23 protein-coding genes are annotated in these 20,745 nt (G+C 64.3%); 13 read left to right on the top strand and 10 right to left on the bottom strand.

From position 1 onward, the window contains the following. Positions 1 to 9: 9 nt before the first annotated feature. The 6 genes from F8R15_RS02635 to F8R15_RS21740 form a co-directional block, all read right to left on the bottom strand. Positions 10 to 507, bottom strand: a complete 498-nt coding sequence (locus F8R15_RS02635) for a DUF1772 domain-containing protein (protein WP_172976151.1) — start codon at positions 505 to 507, stop codon at positions 10 to 12. Positions 508 to 663: 156 nt separating this feature from the next. Continuing rightward, the gene (locus F8R15_RS02630; RefSeq protein WP_152843338.1) at positions 664 to 1,092 is read right to left on the bottom strand and encodes a DUF4345 domain-containing protein; all 429 of its coding nucleotides are present in this window, start codon (positions 1,090 to 1,092) and stop codon (positions 664 to 666) included. A 25-nt stretch (positions 1,093 to 1,117) separates the two neighbouring features. Continuing rightward, on the bottom strand, positions 1,118 to 1,945 hold the full coding sequence (locus tag F8R15_RS02625; protein ID WP_152843336.1) for an NAD(P)H-binding protein: 828 nt from the start codon (positions 1,943 to 1,945) through the stop codon (positions 1,118 to 1,120). Between the two features lie 107 nt (positions 1,946 to 2,052). After that, positions 2,053 to 3,057 carry an AraC family transcriptional regulator gene (locus tag F8R15_RS02620; protein ID WP_152843334.1) on the bottom strand — a complete coding sequence of 335 codons (1,005 nt, stop codon included), beginning with the start codon at positions 3,055 to 3,057 and terminating at the stop codon, positions 2,053 to 2,055. Positions 3,058 to 3,327: 270 nt separating this feature from the next. Beyond that, complete coding sequence (locus F8R15_RS02615; RefSeq protein WP_152843332.1) at positions 3,328 to 4,242, bottom strand: AraC family transcriptional regulator; 915 nt, start codon at positions 4,240 to 4,242, stop codon at positions 3,328 to 3,330. A gap of 57 nt (positions 4,243 to 4,299) precedes the next feature. Then, positions 4,300 to 5,340 (bottom strand): alpha/beta hydrolase, encoded by a 1,041-nt coding sequence (locus F8R15_RS21740; protein ID WP_253732326.1) that lies wholly within the window; start codon positions 5,338 to 5,340, stop codon positions 4,300 to 4,302. A gap of 293 nt (positions 5,341 to 5,633) precedes the next feature. On the opposite strand from F8R15_RS21740, the gene F8R15_RS02605 reads away from it, so the two are divergent. From F8R15_RS02605 to F8R15_RS02585, 4 genes are all read left to right on the top strand, one after another. Then, positions 5,634 to 6,107: an autoinducer binding domain-containing protein gene (locus tag F8R15_RS02605; RefSeq protein ID WP_078545647.1), complete on the top strand. Its 474-nt coding sequence runs from the start codon at positions 5,634 to 5,636 to the stop codon at positions 6,105 to 6,107. A gap of 487 nt (positions 6,108 to 6,594) precedes the next feature. Beyond that, a complete protein-coding gene (locus F8R15_RS02595; protein ID WP_158522096.1) occupies positions 6,595 to 7,005 on the top strand; it encodes an FMN-binding protein in 411 nt (136 codons plus the stop codon). 7 nt (positions 7,006 to 7,012) lie between these two features. Further along, positions 7,013 to 7,759: an FAD:protein FMN transferase gene (locus F8R15_RS02590; protein WP_152843329.1), complete on the top strand. Its 747-nt coding sequence runs from the start codon at positions 7,013 to 7,015 to the stop codon at positions 7,757 to 7,759. After that, positions 7,756 to 9,282 (top strand): ferredoxin--NADP reductase, encoded by a 1,527-nt coding sequence (locus tag F8R15_RS02585; protein ID WP_152843327.1) that lies wholly within the window; start codon positions 7,756 to 7,758, stop codon positions 9,280 to 9,282. The genes F8R15_RS02590 and F8R15_RS02585 overlap by 4 nt, the downstream gene beginning before the upstream one ends. 128 nt (positions 9,283 to 9,410) lie before the next feature. On the opposite strand, the gene F8R15_RS02580 is transcribed toward F8R15_RS02585, so the two are convergent. Then, positions 9,411 to 10,220 (bottom strand): zinc-dependent peptidase, encoded by an 810-nt coding sequence (locus F8R15_RS02580; RefSeq protein ID WP_152843325.1) that lies wholly within the window; start codon positions 10,218 to 10,220, stop codon positions 9,411 to 9,413. A 381-nt stretch (positions 10,221 to 10,601) separates the two neighbouring features. Between F8R15_RS02580 and F8R15_RS02575 the strand changes: the two genes are divergently transcribed. From F8R15_RS02575 to F8R15_RS02565, 3 genes are all read left to right on the top strand, one after another. Further along, positions 10,602 to 10,859: a YjhX family toxin gene (locus tag F8R15_RS02575; protein WP_152843400.1), complete on the top strand. Its 258-nt coding sequence runs from the start codon at positions 10,602 to 10,604 to the stop codon at positions 10,857 to 10,859. Positions 10,860 to 11,154: 295 nt separating this feature from the next. Beyond that, positions 11,155 to 11,343 (top strand): hypothetical protein, encoded by a 189-nt coding sequence (locus tag F8R15_RS02570; protein WP_078599710.1) that lies wholly within the window; start codon positions 11,155 to 11,157, stop codon positions 11,341 to 11,343. Further along, positions 11,340 to 12,296, top strand: coding sequence for an NAD(P)-dependent alcohol dehydrogenase (locus F8R15_RS02565; RefSeq protein WP_152843323.1), 957 nt, complete (start codon positions 11,340 to 11,342; stop codon positions 12,294 to 12,296). Before F8R15_RS02570 ends, F8R15_RS02565 begins: the two co-directional genes overlap by 4 nt. Positions 12,297 to 12,298: 2 nt before the next feature. Here the strand turns inward: F8R15_RS02565 and F8R15_RS02560 are convergent, their stop codons facing one another. From F8R15_RS02560 to F8R15_RS02550, 3 genes are all read right to left on the bottom strand, one after another. Continuing rightward, positions 12,299 to 13,270, bottom strand: coding sequence for an NAD(P)-dependent alcohol dehydrogenase (locus F8R15_RS02560; RefSeq protein ID WP_253732324.1), 972 nt, complete (start codon positions 13,268 to 13,270; stop codon positions 12,299 to 12,301). Between the two features lie 76 nt (positions 13,271 to 13,346). Next, on the bottom strand, positions 13,347 to 14,687 hold the full coding sequence (locus F8R15_RS02555; RefSeq protein ID WP_152843321.1) for an ATP-binding protein: 1,341 nt from the start codon (positions 14,685 to 14,687) through the stop codon (positions 13,347 to 13,349). Then, positions 14,684 to 15,343: a response regulator transcription factor gene (locus tag F8R15_RS02550; protein WP_152843319.1), complete on the bottom strand. Its 660-nt coding sequence runs from the start codon at positions 15,341 to 15,343 to the stop codon at positions 14,684 to 14,686. The genes F8R15_RS02555 and F8R15_RS02550 overlap by 4 nt, the downstream gene beginning before the upstream one ends. A 144-nt stretch (positions 15,344 to 15,487) precedes the next feature. On the opposite strand from F8R15_RS02550, the gene F8R15_RS02545 reads away from it, so the two are divergent. The 6 genes from F8R15_RS02545 (at position 15,488) to F8R15_RS02520 (ending at position 20,729) form a co-directional block, all read left to right on the top strand. Further along, positions 15,488 to 15,805 carry a PepSY domain-containing protein gene (locus F8R15_RS02545; protein ID WP_152843317.1) on the top strand — a complete coding sequence of 106 codons (318 nt, stop codon included), beginning with the start codon at positions 15,488 to 15,490 and terminating at the stop codon, positions 15,803 to 15,805. Beyond that, entirely contained in the window at positions 15,798 to 16,475 is a 678-nt protein-coding gene (locus F8R15_RS02540) for a cytochrome b/b6 domain-containing protein (RefSeq protein ID WP_152843315.1), read from the top strand. Before F8R15_RS02545 ends, F8R15_RS02540 begins: the two co-directional genes overlap by 8 nt. A 174-nt stretch (positions 16,476 to 16,649) precedes the next feature. Further along, positions 16,650 to 17,054, top strand: coding sequence for a PepSY domain-containing protein (locus tag F8R15_RS02535; RefSeq protein WP_152843313.1), 405 nt, complete (start codon positions 16,650 to 16,652; stop codon positions 17,052 to 17,054). A gap of 39 nt (positions 17,055 to 17,093) precedes the next feature. After that, positions 17,094 to 17,564, top strand: coding sequence for a DUF2271 domain-containing protein (locus F8R15_RS02530; RefSeq protein WP_152843311.1), 471 nt, complete (start codon positions 17,094 to 17,096; stop codon positions 17,562 to 17,564). A gap of 11 nt (positions 17,565 to 17,575) precedes the next feature. Beyond that, on the top strand, positions 17,576 to 19,783 hold the full coding sequence (locus F8R15_RS02525; RefSeq protein WP_152843309.1) for a PepSY domain-containing protein: 2,208 nt from the start codon (positions 17,576 to 17,578) through the stop codon (positions 19,781 to 19,783). Beyond that, positions 19,764 to 20,729, top strand: a complete 966-nt coding sequence (locus F8R15_RS02520) for an FAD:protein FMN transferase (RefSeq protein ID WP_152843307.1) — start codon at positions 19,764 to 19,766, stop codon at positions 20,727 to 20,729. Before F8R15_RS02525 ends, F8R15_RS02520 begins: the two co-directional genes overlap by 20 nt. Positions 20,730 to 20,745 lie beyond the last annotated feature (16 nt).

Genomic DNA, 20,745 nt, shown 5'->3' with positions numbered 1-20,745 from the left:
CGAACCTTGTCACACCTGTCCGGCCACCGTGACGGTCGCGCCGAGGTAGCCGATCGAGGCGGCCAGTGCGGCCACCCAGCGCAGATGGTTCCAGCGGGTCCAGTCGCGCGTGTAACTGGCCCAATAGGCATGTGCGTCGGGGCTCTGGTGCTCCATGCCGTCAAGGCGCTGATTCATCGGCACGTTTTTGCGGGCGGTGACCGCCACGACACCGAGGATGTAGAACCCGGCGGCCGCGGCGAGCCAGAGCGACACGTCAGGTCCCGCAAGGAATATCCCGACGACGGCGAGCAGGATCGAGACAAAGGCCAGCCCGAGCAGGAGCGTGGCGAATAGCGACCGATAGACCTCACGGTTTATCATCTGCATCGCTTCGATCCCGGCTGCGGGCTCGGCCCGTCCAAGCGCGCGCATCACGAAATCGGAGAAGGTGAGAAACATACCTGCGACGATGCTCGTGGCAAGCGTTGCGGCGACGAGGCTGATTTCGAAGAGTTGTTGGATCATTGGGGCGCCTCCGTTTGGAGCGTTCGGTTGGAGATGGCGACGACGGCGCTGTGAAGGTGGCAGCGCTCGAGGAAAGTCAGCCTTTTGGTGCCCTGCACGGCAGACTTCCCCGGTCATATCGATCACGCCCGGAAGCGCCGCGCTGGCACGGCAGGCTCAGCGCGCGGGCTGCGCCGCCGGGAGGCCGGGTGCCCGCTGCCAAAGGCGGCGGCGGAACGCGGCGAGGCAGAGCGCAGCGAGGATCAGTTCCACGATGAGGGCACCGATCACGTTGCCCGAGGGCATCCCGTCCGCGATCAGTCCGACCAGCCGTCCGACCGGAAAGGCGATGAAGACCGTCAGGGTCGCAGCCATGGAGACGGGCAGGGCTGCCTGCCGCCAGATGCCGAGGAGCATCAGAAGACCGAACCCCGCGAGACCTGCGCCGGGTGCGCGCAGTTCGCTCAGCAGATTGGCGTCGTCGCCCAACGTGATGCCGTAGCTGGCGTAGAAGGCGTACGGCACGAACAGGATGGACGCGCCGATGGTGAACGCGGTGAGGCCGGAGAGGCCGAGCGCGATCTTCTCGAACAGGGTGGGTCTCATGTCATGTTCCTTTCATAGGGCGGTATCAGGCAGCGCTTGTCCAGGCGCCGGTGCGGGCGGCGGCACGGGCGAAATCTGCAAAGTCGCGGGGCGCACGGCCGAGCGCGCGCATAACGCCGTCCGCGGTGTGGGCGTTGCGCCCGTCCAGCGTTTCGCGCGCGATGGCCGTGAAGACGTCGGCGACGAAATCGCCGCCCGCCTGCGCGACGGCCTCGTGGAACGCCTCGAAGCTGATCGGGATGTGCCGGATCTCGCGCCCGGTGGCGCGCGATAGCTCGCCCGCCATGTCGGCAAATGTCATCAGCCGCGGTCCCGTCACCTCGTAGAGTTCGCCCTTATGGCCGTCTTCGGTCAGCGCGGCGACGACGACCTCGGCAATGTCGTCGATGTCGATGATGGGCTCGACGACATCGCCGCCGGGCATCGGAAGGATACCGGCAAGGACCGGGTCGCGAAGGTAGCCCTCGGAGAAGTTCTGCGCGAACCAGGCGGCCCGGACGATCGTGAAGTCGATGCCGGACTTGCGCACCACCTCTTCGCCCAGCCGGGCGTGGTGTTCGCCGCGACCGGAGAGCAGCACGAGGTGTTCGACGCCAACGTCGCAGGCCGTCTCGCAGAGGGACTCGAGCTTTTCCACCGCGCCGGGGAAAGCAAGGTCAGGAAAGTAGGTGACGTAGGCTGCGCGCGCTCCGCGCAGGGCTGGCGCCCAGGTCTCCGGCGCGTCCCAGTCGAAGGGCGTTGCAGAACTGCGCGAGCCGCGGCGCACGGGAAGGCCCCGCGCCTCGAGGCGGTTGGCGACACGGCGGCCGGTCTTTCCGGTTGCGCCGATGACGAGAATCTCCCGGTCTTGCATGGGCTGTCTCCCTGGCTTCGGTTGCGATAACCAAGGGATAAGCGGGGGAGGCCGCGCGGTCTTGACCGGTGAGGCCAGCCTTTTGACCGCCGTCGCCAGCGCGCCCGTCAGCGGTGGGTCAAATCCTTGCGGTAGCTCGCCGGCGTCGTGCCGACCCAGCGCTTGAACGCGCGGGTAAAGGCGCTCTGCTCGGAAAACCCGGTGAGGAACGCGATTTCGGCCAGTGAATGGCTCTCGTCCCGCAAGAGCCCCTCGGCGAGATCGCGGCGGGTTTCTTCGGTGAGGCTCTGAAAGTTCACCCCGTGCTTGGAGAGGCGCCGGTGAAAGGACCGCGCACTCAGCCCGAGACTGCGGGCGATCTCGGCCATTTTGGGTGCGCCCTCGCTGAGGGCTTGGGCGATTGCGGTTTTCGCCTGCAAGACGAGCGCGGGCTCCTGCGTGATCTCGGCCATTTCCGCGTCGAGATGCTTCGCTAGATATTTCGAAATCCCCTCGTCGCCGAGGATATTGGGCCGGGCCAGCGTCTCGTTGTCATAGAAGATCGCGTCGAGATCGGCCCCGAAGCGCACCGGACAGCCGAACCAGTCTTCGTGTGCGGTAATCGAGCGCGGGGCGGGATGCCGGACAAGCACTTCCACGGGCGCGAGGGGCACTGGTGAGACCTGCCTTGCGATGGACACGGCGCTCGCAAGTGTCGCCTCGTTCGACAACCGCATCCCGAGGCGCCGTTCGCCTTCACGGTGCAGGATGAAGAGCGTGCCCCCGGCCTCCGGCCGCAGCTCGTATTCGACGACGCTGGTCCAGAGGCGCGCATAGCGTTCGACCCGCGCGTAAGACGCTCCGAGCGTCGTTGCGGCCTTGAAGGCCAGTCCAAGCGCACCGTATTCATCAAGCCGCATCGAGGCGCCCGTGCGCAGCGGAAGATCGGTCACGTCGATCTGTTCGGCGATTTTCTCGAGCATGTCGTAGTAACGCTCGGCGGAAACCATCCGCCCGGCGTTCCAGGGATCGTCAGGAGTAATCCCGACGCTGGCCAGCATCGCGGCAGCGTCAACGCCACCGCCCGCTGCGGCGACGATCTTGCGTGCGAAGAGAGACGTCACATACCCCATGCCCCGTATCCTACGGTGCGCGTGGTGAGCCGCCAAGCGCACGTTGGCCCCGAGCGCGCGGCGGGCAGGGTGGCCTCTTTTCGCCAGCCCTTCCATCCAACAAGAGCGTGCAGGAGGAAGGTCCCGGCCCCATCCGGACCTTCGTTGCTGAAGCTGATGTCGCGACGCGGCTTCGTCTGAGCCGACATTCCCGCCTCCGGTTTTGAAGGTCGAATTTTGGCTCGAATTCATGCAGCGCAAGACGCCCCACCTTGGAGAGATGTGAGCGTCTTATATCGCTACATCGAGCCGCAGCTGATCGATGTCCTTCTTGGGAGGATTTCCGAACAGCCGGGAGTATTCCCGACTGAACTGCGAGGGGCTTTCATAGCCTACCTGGAAGGCCGCGCTGGCTGCATCGAGATGGTCGTTGAGCATCAATTGGCGCGCCTCGTTCAGACGGAGCCATTTCTGGTATTTGAGCGGGCTCATCGTGGTGAGCTCGCGGAAATGCTGGTGAAAGGTCGAACTGCTCATCTGTGCGCGGGCCGCGAGGTCGTCCACCCGGAGGGGCTCGGCATAGTTGAGCTTCATCCAGTTGAGCAGGGCGAGAATGCGTTGGTTCGGGCTACCGGCGGCAACGAAGGACCACAGACGGTCGCCCTGATCGCTGCGCAGGAGCCGGTAGTGGATTTCCTGCCGGATCAATGGCGCAAGAACGGGGAGGGCTTCGGGATCGTCCAGAAGCGCCACGAGCCGCTCGAGCGGGGCGAGAAGGTCAGAGGTCATGGTACCCACCGCGACACTGCTGCGCTCCTTTGCGTGAGAGGGCGGTGGCGTCACATTGCGCGCGACCATCTCGGCCAGCATCCGCTGATCGAGCTTCAGGACCAGTCCGAGGCAGGGCCGTTCTTCGCTCGCCTCGATAATCTGCGTCTGCCCGGGGATTTCCAGCGAGGTGATCAGAAAACCGGACGGGTCATATCGATGCGGCGCGCCGCCCACGAACATCTGCTTGGCCCCTTGCGCCACGACCAGAAGCGCGGGTTCGACCAGACAGACATCCGGTTCGGTCGGGCGCGTGCGCCGGAAGAAGCTCAGATCGGGGAGAGGGGTCGAGACATCTTCCGAACCCTCGGCCCATTTCGCGATCATCGCGGCGAGGGCGTCGTGCGAATGTCCAAATCGGATGGTCTGCTCATTCATCGGCATCATGCCCCGTCTGCAGGTCGGAGCCGCCCTCAGGCGGCTCCGAGCATTTTATCACAGGTTCTCGGTGAAGAAGCTGGTGAATTTGTCGAAGGGGATCTTGTCGACCTGATCGTAGAGATCGGTGTGGTTCGCATCTTCGACGATGAACATCTCCTTCGGTTCGGCCGCGGCGGCGTAAGCCGTCTCGCTGAAATAGAGCGAATGCGCCTTGTCGCCGTGAACGAACAGGCTCGGACGCGGCGAAATCTCGTCGATATAGGTCAGGAGCGGCATGTTCATGAACGACAGGGGCGTCGTCAGCGTCCAGGATGCGTTCGAGTTGACCGACCGGGGGTGGAAGCCGCGCTCTTCGGACTTGTAGTAGCCGGCGTATTCCACGACGAATTGCGGCTCGCCGCCCTGAAGTTCGAGCGAGACCGGGCCATAGGCCGGAGCGCCGTTTTCCGCATCGACCCAGCGCTGCTGACCGAGCGCCTCGAGAGTTTCCGCGCGCTGCTCGGGCGTGGTGCTGTCGAAGTAGCCTTTGGCCATCATCCGGCTGATGTCATACATCGTGGTGACCGCCACGGCCTTGACCCGCTTGTCCACCGCGGCTGCGTTCAGGCCCATCCCACCGAAGCCGCAAATGCCGAGGATGCCGATGCGCTCGCGATCGACCGACTCCAGCAGACCGAGATAGTCGACCGCGGCGCTGAAATCCTCGGTGTTGATGTCGGGCGAGGCGACATTGCGCGGGCTGCCGCCGCTTTCGCCTGTGAAGGACGGGTCGAATGCGAGGGTGACAAAGCCGCGCTCGGCGAGCGTCTGCGCGTGGAAGCCGGAGGATTGCTCTTTCACGGCGCCGAACGGGCCGCTGATCGCGATCGCGGCGAAGGGGCCGTCGCCCTTGGGAGCGTAGAGATCGCCCGCCAGCGTGATGCCGTAGCGGTTGGTGAAGGTGACCTTGCTGTGGTCGACCTTGTCGCTTTTCGGGAAGGTTTTGTCCCAGTCTTGCGTGAGTTCCATCATGTGTCCTTTCGAGATCGACGCGCCGATCTGCGTATCGGCGTTGCACTCGAAATAAGTCCCGAAGGCCGGAGACAGGTATATCATTCCGGGGGTATTCTTGCCTGATCCTCCGAAAGCGCACTTTCTTTCGCTTCTCTGGTTGCGAGGTGTCGTTTCAGGATGTCGATCCCATCGGAACGGCGCTGTCGCGCTTTCTGCCCAAGGCACTCGCGACCCGAAAACTCCCGCTGCGGATGGTCCAGAGTCCTCAGGCACAGCACGGGTTTCATCGGTCTCAGCTCGTTTCCCGAATTTACAAATCGAAGTTTTCAAGAAACTGCCCTAAATACGCCAAAAGCATCGGCGAAGAGTTGCAAGATGTGGTCAGGAGGCGAGACATGGATAATCTGCGTAAGATCGAGGACCTATTGCAACGTCTGAACCGGGTCTGCGATTGGACATTCGCGTTGGGCCTGCATGTTCGCTTTGCTAGTCCGACCCTTAGCTATCTCACCTACCCAAAAGAGTGGGTCGATTACTACACTGAAAAAGAGCTCGTTTTTGTGGATCCGACCGTCCGCTGGGCGATCTCCAATCAGGGCATTTGTGACTGGGAAGATCTCGCCGACGGTGACCAGAGTGACGTGTTCGGCGCCGCCGCGCGTTTCGGATTGCGCTTCGGAAAAGTCATTGCGCTTGGGGAGCTGGACCGCTCGCTCGGTTTCTTTGCCCATCCGTCTCGTCCGATCACGCAGGACGAGATCGAGCAGGCTCAAACATTGATGCAGGAGCTTCACGATGTGACCCGCGATGCGCTGGACATGTCCGAGGAAGAGCTTGAGAAATTGCGTCAAATTATCGTGCCAGCGTAGCTGGTCGTTTGAAGGCCGGGCGCAATACGGTCGGGGCGCGTCGCCCGTCTCGAGCCCGGCGCGGCTATCGTTCTCATCTCGGTCTGGGCCGGGCAGCGAACGAACCGTCCGCGCGTTGCCAATAGCTTCCGTGCCCGACCTCTCGTCGGCTTTCGCCCCGGCATATGGGCTGACGATCCTCGCAGAGTCTGCGTTCTCCCTCAGGTTGCTGTTCCGGCGGCGGTGAGGCTGACGGCGCACAAGTGCTGGCAGGGTGAAAGATCCGCGAAGGGAACGCGATACCTCAACCGGAAATGGGGTCGGGCGCGACTGCGTTCTCGACAGGGCCGCTCCCTTCGCTCGCAATTGCTTCACGCAAAGGGGAACGGGCGCGACTTCAATGTCGATGCGGAACACGTATCTTTATAAGTGGTCTGGGGGCAGGCGAGCGACCGTCAAATCGAAGTCACCGGGCCGGGAGCCCGCAAGGAATATCAGGAGGTCCCCAATGACGAGCAGGAAGTTTACAAGCGCACTTTCAGGCACCGTTCTCGCTGTGCTGCTCAGTTCGACCGCGGCATCGGCAGGCTTTTTCTCGAGCTTTTCGCAGCCTCGCCAAATCCCCGCGAACGCTCAATTCCAGGATGGCACTTGGACCGGGTCTCCGGTCCGCCAGTATTACGGCTATGTGCAGGTGCAAGCCCATGTGAAAAATGGGAAAATCGCCTCCATCGACATCCTGAGATCGCCGACGGATCGCAGGACGAGCCGCTATATCAACAGCAAGGCCCTGCCGATGCTCGAACGCGAAATCGTCATGGCGCAGAATACCAACGTCTCCTACATTTCCGGCGCAACGCTCACCAGCCAGGCGTTCCTGAATTCGGCAAATGATGCGCTGCTGAAATCGCTGAAATAGTCCGGCCATGACCGTCGAGACGCGGATCATCATGGGAATGCCGATCACGCTCGACATCCCGAATTCCGAGGGCGCAGACATTCACGAAAGGGTGTTCGACGTCTTCAATGACGCCGATAAACGCTTCAGCCCCTTCCGCCCTGACAGCGAAGTATCGCGCTTCAATTCGGGCGAGATCGATGCGCCCGCACTCAGTTCCCAGATGCGCGACGTCCTGAAGATCGCGCATGACATGCAAGAGATCACGGACGGGTATTTCGACATCAGGCGCGAGGATGGAACCATCGATCCCTCCGGTGTCGTGAAAGGATGGGCGATCCTCGGTGCGGCCCGACTGCTCGAGAGGGACGGGTTCGGGAATTTCTGCATCGATGCGGGCGGAGACATTCAAGTCGGCGGGCGCGATGCGCGCGACCGGGAGTGGTCGATCGGCATTCGCAATCCCTTCGATCCGCGCCAGATCGTCAAGGCGATCGCGCCGAGAGGGCAGGGCGTGGCGACGTCGGGCAACTACATCCGTGGCGATCATATCTATGACCCGCATGACCGAGCCGCCCGCATCGAAGGCCCCGTCAGCATAACCGTGATCGGGCATGACGTTCTCGTCGCGGACCTACACGCCACGGCGGCCTTCGCGATGGGCGAGCAGGGCATCTACTACATCGAAGCCCTCGATGGCGTCGAAGCCTACCAAATCCACCAGGATGGAACGGCCGTGCAAACGACCGGTTTCAAGGAGTTTGTCTTCTCATGATGAAACTGATCAGGCGTTCGTTGAATGGCGTCACGATGTATCGATTGATGGTCTATTACCTCGGGATCCTGTTTCTGGGCGGGATTGCGGTCGGCATGATGGGAGCGGCCTTCCTCGACCCTGTCGGGCTTGTCGTGTCGCTCGTGCTCTCTGTCGCGAGCGCCTGGGTGACAAACCGGCTTTTCAGCTTTTTTCTGAAGCTGCCGACGAATGCGGAATCCGTCTATATCACGGCCCTGATCCTCGCGCTCATCATGCCGCCGGCGGATTTCGCCGATCCGATGACACTGGCCGCGATCGTGCTCGCATCGGTCGTCGCGATCGCGTCGAAATTCATCCTGACGCTCGGGCATAAGCACATCTTCAATCCGGTGGCGATCGGCGCGGTCGTCGCGGGAGTAGGGCTCAACACCCCGGCCTTGTGGTGGGTCGGAGGCACGCCTCAGCTGTTGCCTGTGGTGATCCTCGGCGGGCTGCTCGTCGCCTATAAGATCGAGCGCCTCGGCATGATCGCGGTCTACATCCTGTCCAACCTCGCCGCCGTTCTGGTGACGACGCCGCCGGACATGATGGGAATGGCGCTGCAACAGACGCTCCTCTACTCGCCGCTGTTCTTCGCAGGTTTCGCGATGCTGACAGAGCCGCTGACGGCTGCGCATGGTCGCTGGTCGCGGCATGTCTACGCCGTCATTGTCGGGGTGCTGTCTTCCTCGAATATCCATATCGGGACGATGTACTTCTCCCCCGAAATGGCCTTCCTCGTGGCGAATATCTACGCCTGGGCCGCCAGCCCCAAAGGTCGGTTCAAGATGAAGCTGATCGGTGTCGAGGAGATCGCCGCGAATTGCTACGAATTCGTCTTCCAGTCGGACCGCGCGCTGAAATTCCGAGCCGGGCAGTATCTCGACTGGACGCTGGGGCTGTCGGGGTCTGACAAGCGCGGCAACCGCAGGCCCTTCACCATCGCCTCCGCGCCCGGGGCCTCGGCCGTGCGGGTTGGCGTCAAGTTCAGCCCTCAGGGCAGCGCGTTCAAGCGGGGGCTTTTGCGGATGCAGGAAGGCGACACGATTTACGGCTCGCAGATCGCGGGCACATTCGTCCTGCCGCGGCAGCGCGAGAAGAAGCTTCTGTTCATCGCGGGCGGGATCGGAATTACCCCGTTTCGCAGCATGATCGCCGACCTCCTCGAACGCGGTGAGAAACGCGATATCGTTCTGGTCTATGCGAACAGGTCAGCCGACGAGATCGCCTATCGAGAGCTTCTGACACGCGCGCGCAACGAATTGGGGATGAAGGTGGTCTACGCGGTGTCCGGAGAACCCGGCTCCGCCATATATGACGATGTGACGCTGGTGCAGGGCCGGATGGACGAGACGAACTTGCGCGAATGCGTTCCCGATCTGGACGAACGGCGCGTCTATGTTTCCGGCGCGAGCACCATGGTCTCCGGGTTTCTGAAGATGCTGCGCAAATGTGGCGTCCGTCGCAGATGGATTCACACGGATGCCTTCGCTGGGCTGTGATGGCGGCGGCCTCGTTCTGGAGAGCATGCCGCGCTGTCTTGAGAGGCTCGATGAGAGCTCGATGATCCGGGGATGCTGATACTAGTGCAGGCCGGAAGGTGACGGAAACGAACATGCGCCCTGGCCCATCAGCCCCATGTCGATGGCTCAAGCTGGAAGAGTATCGACAGCTGTTCATAGACCGCAGGTTCGGCGTGTTTCAGCTCTGCCGGTCGCTCGAAGAAGGCCTCCACAAGGACCGCGAAGAACTCTTCCGGCCCCTCGGCGCCGTAGGCGTCTATCACGGTGCGCCGCCCGTGTCTGACGTGCTGAACATGGCGCTCGTAGGCCTCGGCGAATGGCATTGCCCAGCCCGCGAAGCTCTGCTCTTTGCCCAGCACCGGAATGCCGTCCGTGTGACCTGAAAGATCGTCGAGCTGGTGGGCGAACTCATGCAGGACGACGTTGTGGCCGTCATGATCGTTGGAGGCGCCCCACCGGGTGTGTTTCCAAGACAGAACGACCGGACCGCGCGCCCAGCTCTCCCCGGTCCGGATGGTCTCACGTTCAGTCAGGACATAGCCGCTGCGCTGAGCTTGTCTGGACTTGAAGGCCCCGGGATAGATCAGGATGGTGCGAAGGTGATCGTACCAGCTGTCCGAATTCACGACGAGAAGACAGGCTTGGGCGGCGATGGAGAGCCGCATTTCCTCGGTCACTTCCAAGCCATTGCAGCCGAGGAATTCGACCTGATCCAGAAACAGGCTGATCTTGCCGTCGAGCCGGGCTTGCAGGTCGCCCGGCAGTCTTCGGATCAGCGGAACCTGCTGCTTCACGATGCGACGCTTACGCTCCGGCAGCGCGGTCGTCAGCAGTTGCGCTCGCTTGTGCCGCTTGAGCCAGAAGAACGCTCCAACGGCGCCCGCGACAATGACCATGAGGATCAGGAATATCGGCATTACCGCTGTCCAATCTGGGCTGGTGTATCTGATGGCGTAGATAGTCGCTGAGGACAATGCAACTGGCGCTCTCGTTGCGGCTCTTTATCAGAACGCTCGGCGCCAGAGCTTCTGCAAAGGGACATGAACGCCCGCATTTCTGCAACGCCACTGCTTTGATCGCGCAGATATGTCGCAGGGGACTTGTTGTGCTCTGCGTCCGTGCCTAACTGTCCAACAGGTATGAGGCAGAGACCTCATGCGATGGAGATTTTATGCAAGAGCCCCGGGCATAAGCCCGTTCCCGATCAAGTGATGCGGGAACGCCAGAACCAAAAGAACACTCACGCGCAACGCTGAGTGTCTCTGTTTCTGCACTCTCATAAAATCGAGACCAATCCCTTGAATATCTCAAAGCACGAACAGCGTGTTTTGCATGAACTCGCCCTTGGCGGAGCAATCCACCATGAAAGAGGCGAGGGCGGCAAGATACGCGCCATCACCTGTTACACGCGCGACGGTTACGTCCTTTCGGACTGCACGCTCGACGTCTTTCTGCGCCTGAGAAAACGGCGCTTCATCCGCTCGCAGAACGGCCAGCCTTATCGCGTATCGCGGCAAGGCATCAAAGCCGTGCGCGCGCAGCTCAATCAACGATGACAAACCGGAGGAGCATGATCATGCAAACTACAATCCCTTATGACAGCTGGCTTATGACCGCGCCGGAGACGCCCGCTGTCCGCGTTATCGCCGCGGTGATGCCGGTCGAGGGGGGCGGGCCGGCAACATCACGGTCGACGTGCCCATGAAAGGGGTCAGGGCGCCCTATGGACGCTTCGGCGACTGGCTCGGCTGATTGTCGGTCGGGCTTGTCGGGCCGTTCGGCTTGCGTGCCGTGATCTTTGGGCGTCGCGCGCGAATCGACTAGGATTTGCATGAAGAGGGGGAGAGACCGATGGGCTTGCGACAAAAGAGAAAAGAACTGGTCGGACTGGTCGGCGCAATCGGCGTGGTGATCGCGATTGCCGGATTTGTCGGTGGCTACCTGAGCCCCGGCGCCACCATCGTCTGGACCTTGGGGGTCTGGATCGTCGGTACGATGCTGGTCCGTGTGTTCACCGATCCCCCCGGGCCCGGCAAATGAAGGCCATGACCTATCACCGCTACGGCGGGGCCGAGCAGCTGCGGCTTGCGGACCTGCCGGTGCCCGAGCCGGGCAAGGGCCAGCTTCGGCTCCGGGTAAGCGCCTGCGCGGTGAACCTGTCGGATTGGGAATATCTCACGGGTGCGCCGTTCTACGCGCGAATGGTCGGCGGGTACTGGCGACCGAAGCAACCGGTGCTGGGCTCGGATGTCGTGGGGATCGTCGACAAGCTCGGTCCCGACACGCCCGGCTTCGCGATCGGCGACCGGGTCATGGGGGACGTCGTCATGACCCGCGGCGGCTTCGCCGAATATGTCTGCGTGCCCTCTGAACTGATGGTGAAGGTGCCCGAGAGCCTGTCCGACGCGGTCGCAGCCTGTCTGCCGCAGGCGGGCGGCATCGCCGTCGCCGGAACCGAAAATGTCACGGCAGGGGACAGGCTGCTGATCAACGGGGCCGGGGGCGGTTCGGGCACGATGGCGCTGCAACTGGCGAAGCAGGCGGGGGCTTTCGTGTGTGCGGTCGACAATGGCGGCAAGGTCGACTGGCTGCGCGCGCTCGGTGCCGACGAGGTGATCGACTATCGCGCACAGGACTTCACCGAGACCGGGGCTACTTGGGATCGCATCCTCGACATGGTGGCGACGCGCGGGCCACGCCGTATCGCGAAGGCGCTCGCGCCGGGCGGTATCTACCGAGCGGTCGGCGGCGAGGTGCGCGTGCTCTTGTCGCTCCTGCTCGGTGGGGCGATCTACCGCGGGCGGCACAAGTCGATCGGAATGCTGATGGTGCCCTCGGGGCGCGAACTGACCGCGCGCGTGGCGGCGCTGGCACAGGCGGGGCGGATCGCGCCGCATCTGGAGGCGGAGCTGCCGCTGGCCGAGCTGCCGGAGGCACTGGCGCGCACCGGTCATGGCGAGGTCAGGGGCAAGATCGTGATCCGCCCGTCCTGATCCTAGGGGATGTCGATCCTCACGATCCCGGTCTTCTGCCCGGTCTCGACATAGCGGAAGGCCTCGACGATCTCGTTCAGCCGATAGCGCCGGTCGAAGACGCCCCGGAACCGCCCCTCGGCCATCAGCCCGGCGAGGTGTCGCACGAAGCCTGGGGCATTCTCGGGAAAGGGGAGCCGCACGCGCTTGCTGCCGGTAAGCGCGCACCAGCCGGAGAGGAAAAGGTGCGACCAGCCGGGGCCCAGATCGGTCGCCGTGAAGATGCCGTCGGGCGTCAGCAGCGGGCGGCAAGCGCGCCACGAAATCTTGCCCACCGCGTCCATGACAAGGTCGAAGCGCTCGCCGATCGCGGTGAAATCCTCGGTCTCGTAATTTATCACCCGGTCGGCCCCCAGGCTCTGGGCCAATTCGAGGTGACGGGTTCCGACGACCGCCGTGACATGCGCCCCGCGCACCTTGGCAAGCTGAACCGCCGCCGAGCCGATGGCGCCGGAGGCACCGTAGATCAGGCAGCGGGCGCCCTCGGACAGCAGGCTGGTGGTCGCGTCGGCATACCAGGCGCCTTCGCCCACCACAGCCTCGTCGAAGGCGAGATCGCCCGGGATCCGCGCCAACGGTCCATCGGCGGGCAGGCAGAGATATTGGGCATGGGCGCCGAACCGCTCGGGCGACAGGCCGAAGACCCGCTCCCCGGGCCGGAATGCGCTCACGCCATCGCCCAGGGCGTCGACCACGCCGGCGAAATCCATCCCGAGCGTGGGCATCTTCGGCCGCAAGAGCCCCGTCATCGCCCGCGCGAAGAAGGGATGGCCGCGCAACGTGGCCGTGTCGGTCCGGTTCACCGTTCCGGCATGCACGCGCACCCGGATTTCGCCCGGCGCGGGCGCTGGGATGGGGACCTCGTCCAGCCAAAGCGTGTCAGGCGCTCCATAGCGGTCGCAAAGCACCGCAGTCATCGTTTCCGCGTCGGTCATTTTTCCAGACTATCAGCCGAACGAGGTCCGGCAAGTGACGCTGAACAAGACGGGTTTCGGAACCGCGCGTGGCTCGTCACGACGTCGCCGCACTCAGCGGCAGCTGTAGGCTGACCTCGAGGCCGGAGTCGCGACCGCGCGGCGGGGACGTCAGCGAGAGTGGGCTTCCGATGCGCTCCGCGATGACGGCGACGATGGCGAGGCCCAACCCGCTGCCATCATTCGTGCTGCCGGCGCGCTCGAACCGCGCGGTCAGCCGCGCGAGCGTCTCCTGCGGAATGACAGGCCCGGCATTCGTCACGGTGAAAACGCCCTCCGCAGTCAGGCGCACCGTAACCGGTTCGTCCTGCGCCCCATGCTTCAGTGCGTTCTCGATCAGGTTCCGGCACAGGATACCGAAAGCATCGGGGTCGAGATCCGAGATGACAGGCGTCTCCGGCAGCTCCAGAGCGATACGCCCGGGATCGAAGCCGCGCGCGAGGTCTTCGACGATCAGGCGGGCGGCGACGCGCAGGTCCGAGCTGCGCTCAAGCCGCAAAGGCCCGCCTTCCGCGCGGGCGAGTTGCAGCAGACGTTCCGAGAGCCGCGTGAGACGTTTGAGCGTCGCCTCGATATCGGCGGCGCGTGTCTTCGCGACCGGGTCGGTGGTTTCCGCGCTCAACCGCTGTGTCTGCGCGATGGCGCCCGCAAGGGGCGTGCGCAATTCATGCGCGGCGTTGGAGGCGAAGCTTCGCTCGGCCTCGATCCCTTCGCGCAACCGCCCCAGAAGATTGTTGAGCGTGGCGGCGACCGGAGAAATCTCGGTCTGCAGATCGTCGGTCGGAATGGGGGTGAGATCGCGGGCGTTGCGCGCCTCGAGACTGGTTCGGAACCGCCGCAGCGGCCCGAGATTGGTCCGCACCGCCAGCACGACCGCCGCGAAGGCGAGCGGGATCACGATCAGCAGCGGCAGGCCAAGGCCAAGCTCTACCTCTCGCGCGACCTTCGCCCGATGCGCGAGCGGTTCCGCGACGGTGATCCGGATCGTGTCCTGAAGGGCGGCATCGCTATAGAGCCGGTGGGTGGCTGTCTCGCTGAACCCCCGGCCGTCATAGGCGGGGAAGACGGACGGATCGGCCGCGTGAGACTGAAGAAGAATGTGCCCCTCCGCGTCCCGCACGATATAGGTGAAGAATTCCTCGTGGTTGCGCAGCCTTGCAAGACGCTGTGTCGTGTTGTTGCCGTCGCGGTTCACGATGTCCATCACCGCGAGGGGCAGGATCCTCTGCGCCGTTTCCTGAAGCGTGGAGTCGAAGACCTCGCTCATCTCCTTGCGCACGATCAGCGCGGTGACGGTCGCCGCGGCGATCCACATCAGCGCCAGAACGACCCCGAGCGAAAGCCCCAGACGGGCCTGAAGGCTTCTTGGCAATCTCATGCCTTGCCCAGCCTGTAGCCGAGACCGCGTTCGGTCTCGATCACATGGGCGCCGAGTTTCTTGCGCAGGCGGCTGACATGGACCTCGATCGTGTTGCTCTCCACCTCCGCATCGAAGGCGTAGAGCTTCTCTTCGAGCTGGGCTTTGGACAGCAATTGGCCGGGGCGCGAGAGGAACGCCTCGAACAGGGCCCATTCGCGCGCGGTCAGCTGCACGGGCTTGCCGTCGCGCAGGATGCTGCGCGCGGCGAGGTCGATCTCGAGTCCGGCATGTGTCACGATGGGGTTCGGGTTGCCGCTGTAGCGCCGCGCGACCGACCCGATGCGCGCGGAGAGTTCGGCGAGGTCGAAGGGCTTCACCAGATAGTCGTCGGCGCCCGCGTTCAGCCCCTCGATCCGGTCCGAGACCTGATCGAGCGCGGTCATGATGATCACGGGGGTCACATCGCCCCCGCTGCGCAGCGACTTCAGAAAGCCGATGCCGCGGCCGTCGGGAAGCATGAGATCGAGCAGGACGAGATCATAGCCGGTGCTGCGGACCGACGCGCCCGCCTCGTCGAGACGCGTGACCCAGTCCACCGAGTGGCCGTCGCTCGCGATCTGGTCGCGCACCGCGGTGCCCAGAATAGTGTCGTCCTCGATCAGCAGGATGCGCATGTTGGTCCCATCTCTTTTCCGTTGCCCAGTCTTCACCTGCCCGGCTGACACCAAGCTGACGCTGCGCGCGATGCGGCTTCAGGTTCCCGTCAGATTGATCGCCCATGAAAGGTGCAGAGTTGGCCGCGAACAGGAGTTTGGCCCATGAAGAAGACAGTGACAATTCTCGCCTTTCTCGCGGCGCTTCCGGCTGGAATGGCTCTGGCCGATGACGACTGTTTCGTGCCGATGGCGGATTGGCAGCCGCGCGATGCCGTGGCCCAACTCGCCGAAGAGAACGGCTGGACGGTGCGCCGCATCAAGATCGATGACGGCTGCTACGAGATCGACGGCACCGACGCGCAGGGTCGCCAGATCGAAGTGACGGTTCATCCGTCGACGCTCCAGATTCTCGAAGTCGAATACGAAGGCGATGAACATGGTCGGTCCCGCGAAGATCGTGAAGGAGACAAACATGACTGACGCAGCATTTCACGACACGACGAATTCCGGCGGTAGCTCCGGGGGCAGGGTGCGGGTCTGGGATCCGCTGGTGCGGATTTTCCACTGGGGCCTCGTCGCGGCTTTTGCCACGGCTTGGTTCACGGCCGACGAGTTGCAGCCGGTACATGAGATCGCAGGCTACACCGTCGCCGGGCTGGTCGCGTTCCGGCTGGTTTGGGGGCTCGTGGGCGGGCGCTATGCCCGGTTCACCCAGTTCCTCAGAGGGCCGGGGCAGACGCTCTCTTATCTTGGCGACATGCTGCGCGGCAAAGAGCGTCGCTATCTCGGCCACAACCCTGCGGGGGCGCTGATGATCGTGGCGCTGCTGATCTCGCTGTCGGGCACTGCCTTCACCGGCTGGCTGATGGCGGAACCCACGCGCGTGGCGATGCTTCCCGCGCTGCCGCAGATCGTGACCCCGGCCTTCGCGGACGAGGATGGCGAATACGGTGAATATGGCGAGGGCGCGGAAGGCGAAGGCAACGAGGCGCTGGAAGAACTGCACGAGGTTCTCGCCAACCTGGTCCTGCTGCTCGTGGCGCTTCATGTCGCCGGTGTGGTTCTGGCCTCCTTCCGCCATCGCGAAAACCTCGCGCGGTCGATGTTGACCGGTGACAAGCGTGGGCCTGAACCCGCCGATATCGCCTGACCGTTCCCTTTCACATCGCCAAGGCCGTTTGTCCCGCGGCCTCACCTGGCCCCGCCCTCAAAAGGCGGGGCCTTTTTCCTGACGCGAAGCTGAAGCGGAAACTGTCCGCCCGTCAGGAAGCGCTCAGGTCCGCTGCCCAGATTGTCGCTAGCAGATGAAAAAGGAGACCCTGCCATGCGAAAGATCCTGACCGCACTTCCCCTCATCGCCCTGCTGCCTGCGGGGATGGCTCTGGCCGACGACGACTATGAAAAGTCTTCGCGCGGCGAAGGAATGTCCCGCGACGCTGTGATGCAGATCGCGCGCGAGAACGGCTGGACTGTCCACGAAATCGAGATGGAAGACGGCCGATACGAGATCGAGGGCCGCGACCGCGACGGGCGGAAAATCGAAGCCAAGATTGATCCGGCGACGCTGCGCCTCATCACGTCGGACTATGACGACGATGACGAGGACGACGATGATGATGATGACGACTACGGCGCATCGGCGCGCAACCCGGCCCCCGCCGGCACGGTCGCCCCGCCGAAAAACGGCCTCTTCGGTGACGGCGCTCCGCCCAAGGTTCAGGTGAACTGAGCCGAGGTCGCATTCCTCCCCAAAACAAGGATTCCCGAAATGAAGTCTCTTCTCGCAACATTGGCGCTGAGCACGGCGCTGACCATGCCCGCGCTCGCATCCGCGCAGCCCGTCACGCTCAAGACCACGCTGAACAACTACGGCGGCGACGGCGCTTATCTCGCGCTCTATGTCACCGATCCGTCGGGCGCCTATGCGGGCAGCCTCTGGATGGCGGGCGGCAAGTCCAAATATTACGAGCATCTCAACGACTGGTATCGCGCAACCGGGGGTGATCCCGCGCAGATCAACGGCATCACCGGCGCAAGCGTAGGCGCGGGCCGGACGCTCGAGATCACGCTCGATCTTGCGGATGCGCTTTTTGATGCGGGCTACACGCTGCATATCGACGCCGCGGTCGAGGACATGCGCGACAGCCCCAACGAGGTCGCCGTGCCGCTGACGACCGAGGGCGCGGGCACGCCGGTTCCGGGGCGTCGCTACGTCGCCGATTTCACCTACGACATGTGAGGTGACAGGCCATGATCCGCGCGTTTCATCGCTGGCCGGGGCTGATTGCCCTGGCGCTTGTCACGGTGCTGGCGCTCAGCGGCGCGGTGCTCGCGGTCTTTCCGGTTGCGGAGCGGATCGCGGCACCGCAGGCGGGGGCGGAGCTCAGCGTTGCGACCCTCGCCGAGCGCATCCAGACGATCTATCCGGGTCTCGAACAGATCCGGCGCGCACCGTCGGGGCAGATCACGGCCTATTGGTTCGAAGCCGGACAGCCCGGCGCGGCGGTGATCGATCCCACCACGGGGCGTGGCGTCGCATCGGCTGATCCGAATGCGTTTCAGCGTTGGCTGACCAACCTTCACCGCTCCCTCTTCCTCGGCGATCCCGGCCGCGTTGCAAGCGCGCTGGGTTCCGTCGCGATGCTGGTGCTCTCGGTCTCCGGCATCCTGCTTGTCGCGCGGCGTGTCGGCGGCTGGCGGAACTGGTTCTCGCGTTTGCGCGGGCCGCTCGCCGGTCGGCTCCACGTCGAGATCGCGCGCGTCGCGGTGATCGGCCTGCTTCTCTCCTCCGCCACGTCTTTGTGGATGACAGCCTCGACCTTCGAGCTGATCCCCGATGGCGGGCCTTTGCTCGGCATCCCCGCCGAGGTGAGCGGTCAAACAGACGCGCCGCTTGCCGGTCTTGCGATGCTGGGCGACACGCCGGCCACGGAACTGCGGAGCCTGAGCTTCCCCTATGACGGTGATGCCACCGATGTTTTCACGCTGAAGACCGATCGCGGCACCGGCTATCTCGATCAGGGCACCGGCGCGGTGCTCGCCTGGGCGGACCTGACCGCATGGCAACGCGTCTCGGAAACCATTTACATGCTGCATACGGGGCAGGGCGCTGCGCTGCTTGGCGCGGTGCTGGGTCTCATGGCGCTGGGCGTGCCTGTCTTGGGCCTCACCGGCCTGACGATCTGGCTCGCGGGGCGGCGCGGCCGCCCGCGCATCCGGGCCAACCAACGAGCCGCGCGCGCGGAGACGATCCTCCTTGTCGGCAGCGAAAGCGGCAGCACCTGGGGTTTTGCCGCGACCCTGCACGAAGCACTCCGTGCGGCGGGCCAGAGTGTTCACATCGCGCCGATGTCCTCCTTCGCCCCCGAGCGCTACGCCCATGCCGATCGGATCATCGTGCTCGCGGCCACTTATGGCGAGGGGGCGGAGCCCAGTTCCGCGAAAGGCTTCCTGACCAAACTCGACGCCTGCTCCGATGCGCTGGATATCCCGATTGCCGTGCTCGGTTTCGGGGACCGAAGCTTCCCTGCCTATTGTGCCTACGCCCAGACGATTGCCGAGGCCGTGGAGGCGAAGGGTTGGCCGGTTCTGCTGCCCTATGACACGATCGACCGTCAGTCGCCGCAGGCCTTCGCGCGCTGGGGGCAGGCGTTGGGTGCGGTGCTCGGGATCGCGCTCGAACTGCACCACCAACCGACGCCTCCTGCCACGACCGAACTCACGCTTCAGTCGCGGCGCGATTATGGGGCGGACGTGCAGGCGCCGACGTCGATCCTGCGCTTTTCCCTGCCGCGCGCCACGTTCTGGCAGCGGCTGACGGGGGCGGGCTCCACGCGGTTTGCCGCAGGAGATCTCATCGGGATCCTGCCGGAAGGGTCGCCGACGCCGCGCCTCTACTCGCTCGCGTCGTCACGCCGCGACGGGTTTCTGGAGATCGTGGTCAAGAAACACCCCGGCGGGTTGTGTTCGGGACAGCTGACGGCGCTCGAACCCGGCGAGAACGTCCGCGCCTTCGTCCGGCGCAACCCGGCCTTCCGGCCGGACCGTTCGCGCGCGCCGTTGATTCTGATCGGCGCGGGCACGGGGATCGGCCCTCTCGTGGGCTTCGTGCGCGAAAACGAGCAAAGGCGCCCGATCCATCTCTTCTTCGGGATGCGCGATCCGCAAAGCGATTTCCTCTATGCGCAGGAGTTGGGCGGGTGGAAGGACGAAGGGCGTCTGTCGCGGATCGTGACCTCGGTCTCGCGCGGCCAGCGACCGCGCTACGTTCAGGATGCGATGCGCGCCGATGCTCCCGAACTGGTCCGGCTCGTGCAGAGCGGCGCGCGGATCATGGTGTGCGGCGGGCGGGACATGGCGGCGGGCGTCGCCGATGCCCTGCATGACATTCTCGCCGCTTCGGGCCTGAGTGCGACCAAACTGAAAACGGAGGGCCGTTATGTCGAAGACATCTTCTGATCTGCTGCGCCACGCCTTGCACGGCGCGACCATGGGCACCCGCTGGACCGCCTTGTTCTTCGCGCCGTCCGAGCGCGATCCCGCGCCGATCCAAGCCGCGCTTCAGGCGGCGGTTGCCGAAGTCGATGCCCAGATGTCCACCTGGAAACCCGACAGCGACCTGATGCGGCTCAACGCGGCTGCGGAAGGCGAATGGGTGAAGGTGCCGGGTCATTTGGCCAAAGTGCTTCGTCTCGGGCTCGAGATCGGCAAAGCCTCGGGCGGCGCGTTCGATGTCGGGCTCGGAGATGCGGTCACGGCCTGGGGCTTCGGTCCCGACGATGCGACACCCGAGGCGATCCGCGCCGCGATGAGCGTGCCGCGGCAGCCCGCAGATCAATGGCTCGAGCTCGACCATGACCGGGTACGCAAGAGCGGCCCCGCGGTGCTGGACCTGAACGGGATCGCGAAAGGCTACGGCGTGGATCGTCTCGCCGAGACGCTGGCCGCGCAGGGGATCGAAGCCGGTCTCGTCGGGATCGACGGCGAAATGCGGGCCATGGGGCTCAGGCCCGATGGCAGCCCGTGGACGATCGCGGTCGAGAGCCCCGATCCGCTGCGCCGTACCCCGCATTCGATCCTCGCGCTCGAGAACGCATCGGTCGCGACCTCCGGCGATTATCGTCATTTGATCGACCTCGGCGCGCGCAGGCTCTCGCATACGATGGATCGTGTGCGCGGCGCGCCCTTGCTGGCATCGCCTGCCTCCGTGACGGTGGTCGCGCGCAGTTGCGCCGAGGCCGACGGCTGGGCCACCGCGCTTATGGTGCTTGGCCCGGAGAAGGGGTTGGAGGTTGCGAGGAAACGCGGCCTCGACGCCCTGTTCCTGATGCGCGAGGACGACGGGAGCGTGAAAAGCCTTGGGACAGGCGATCTGTTTCCCGAGAGCGTCGCGGTGGCGGTCTAGGCCACGTCGCTTTGGC

Source organism: Thioclava sp. JE_KL1 (assembly GCF_009296265.1).
Lineage (GTDB): Bacteria > Pseudomonadota > Alphaproteobacteria > Rhodobacterales > Rhodobacteraceae > Thioclava.
This window is presented reverse-complemented; position numbering and strand designations above follow the sequence as displayed.

Coding starts and splice junctions, on each gene's coding strand:
- F8R15_RS02520 (WP_152843307.1), top strand. CDS start 19,764: ATGTCGAAGACATCTTCTGATCTGCTGCGCCACGCCTTGCACGGCGCG.
- F8R15_RS21740 (WP_253732326.1), bottom strand. CDS start 5,340: ATGATATACCTGTCTCCGGCCTTCGGGACTTATTTCGAGTGCAACGCC.
- F8R15_RS02615 (WP_152843332.1), bottom strand. CDS start 4,242: ATGAATGAGCAGACCATCCGATTTGGACATTCGCACGACGCCCTCGCC.
- F8R15_RS02535 (WP_152843313.1), top strand. CDS start 16,650: ATGCGAAAGATCCTGACCGCACTTCCCCTCATCGCCCTGCTGCCTGCG.
- F8R15_RS02585 (WP_152843327.1), top strand. CDS start 7,756: ATGATGAAACTGATCAGGCGTTCGTTGAATGGCGTCACGATGTATCGA.
- F8R15_RS02630 (WP_152843338.1), bottom strand. CDS start 1,092: ATGAGACCCACCCTGTTCGAGAAGATCGCGCTCGGCCTCTCCGGCCTC.
- F8R15_RS02620 (WP_152843334.1), bottom strand. CDS start 3,057: ATGGGGTATGTGACGTCTCTCTTCGCACGCAAGATCGTCGCCGCAGCG.
- F8R15_RS02560 (WP_253732324.1), bottom strand. CDS start 13,270: ATGACCGACGCGGAAACGATGACTGCGGTGCTTTGCGACCGCTATGGA.
- F8R15_RS02580 (WP_152843325.1), bottom strand. CDS start 10,220: ATGCCGATATTCCTGATCCTCATGGTCATTGTCGCGGGCGCCGTTGGA.
- F8R15_RS02570 (WP_078599710.1), top strand. CDS start 11,155: ATGGGCTTGCGACAAAAGAGAAAAGAACTGGTCGGACTGGTCGGCGCA.
- F8R15_RS02525 (WP_152843309.1), top strand. CDS start 17,576: ATGATCCGCGCGTTTCATCGCTGGCCGGGGCTGATTGCCCTGGCGCTT.
- F8R15_RS02605 (WP_078545647.1), top strand. CDS start 5,634: ATGGATAATCTGCGTAAGATCGAGGACCTATTGCAACGTCTGAACCGG.
- F8R15_RS02545 (WP_152843317.1), top strand. CDS start 15,488: ATGAAGAAGACAGTGACAATTCTCGCCTTTCTCGCGGCGCTTCCGGCT.
- F8R15_RS02550 (WP_152843319.1), bottom strand. CDS start 15,343: ATGCGCATCCTGCTGATCGAGGACGACACTATTCTGGGCACCGCGGTG.
- F8R15_RS02565 (WP_152843323.1), top strand. CDS start 11,340: ATGAAGGCCATGACCTATCACCGCTACGGCGGGGCCGAGCAGCTGCGG.
- F8R15_RS02595 (WP_158522096.1), top strand. CDS start 6,595: ATGACGAGCAGGAAGTTTACAAGCGCACTTTCAGGCACCGTTCTCGCT.
- F8R15_RS02590 (WP_152843329.1), top strand. CDS start 7,013: ATGACCGTCGAGACGCGGATCATCATGGGAATGCCGATCACGCTCGAC.
- F8R15_RS02625 (WP_152843336.1), bottom strand. CDS start 1,945: ATGCAAGACCGGGAGATTCTCGTCATCGGCGCAACCGGAAAGACCGGC.
- F8R15_RS02540 (WP_152843315.1), top strand. CDS start 15,798: ATGACTGACGCAGCATTTCACGACACGACGAATTCCGGCGGTAGCTCC.
- F8R15_RS02635 (WP_172976151.1), bottom strand. CDS start 507: ATGATCCAACAACTCTTCGAAATCAGCCTCGTCGCCGCAACGCTTGCC.
- F8R15_RS02530 (WP_152843311.1), top strand. CDS start 17,094: ATGAAGTCTCTTCTCGCAACATTGGCGCTGAGCACGGCGCTGACCATG.
- F8R15_RS02555 (WP_152843321.1), bottom strand. CDS start 14,687: ATGAGATTGCCAAGAAGCCTTCAGGCCCGTCTGGGGCTTTCGCTCGGG.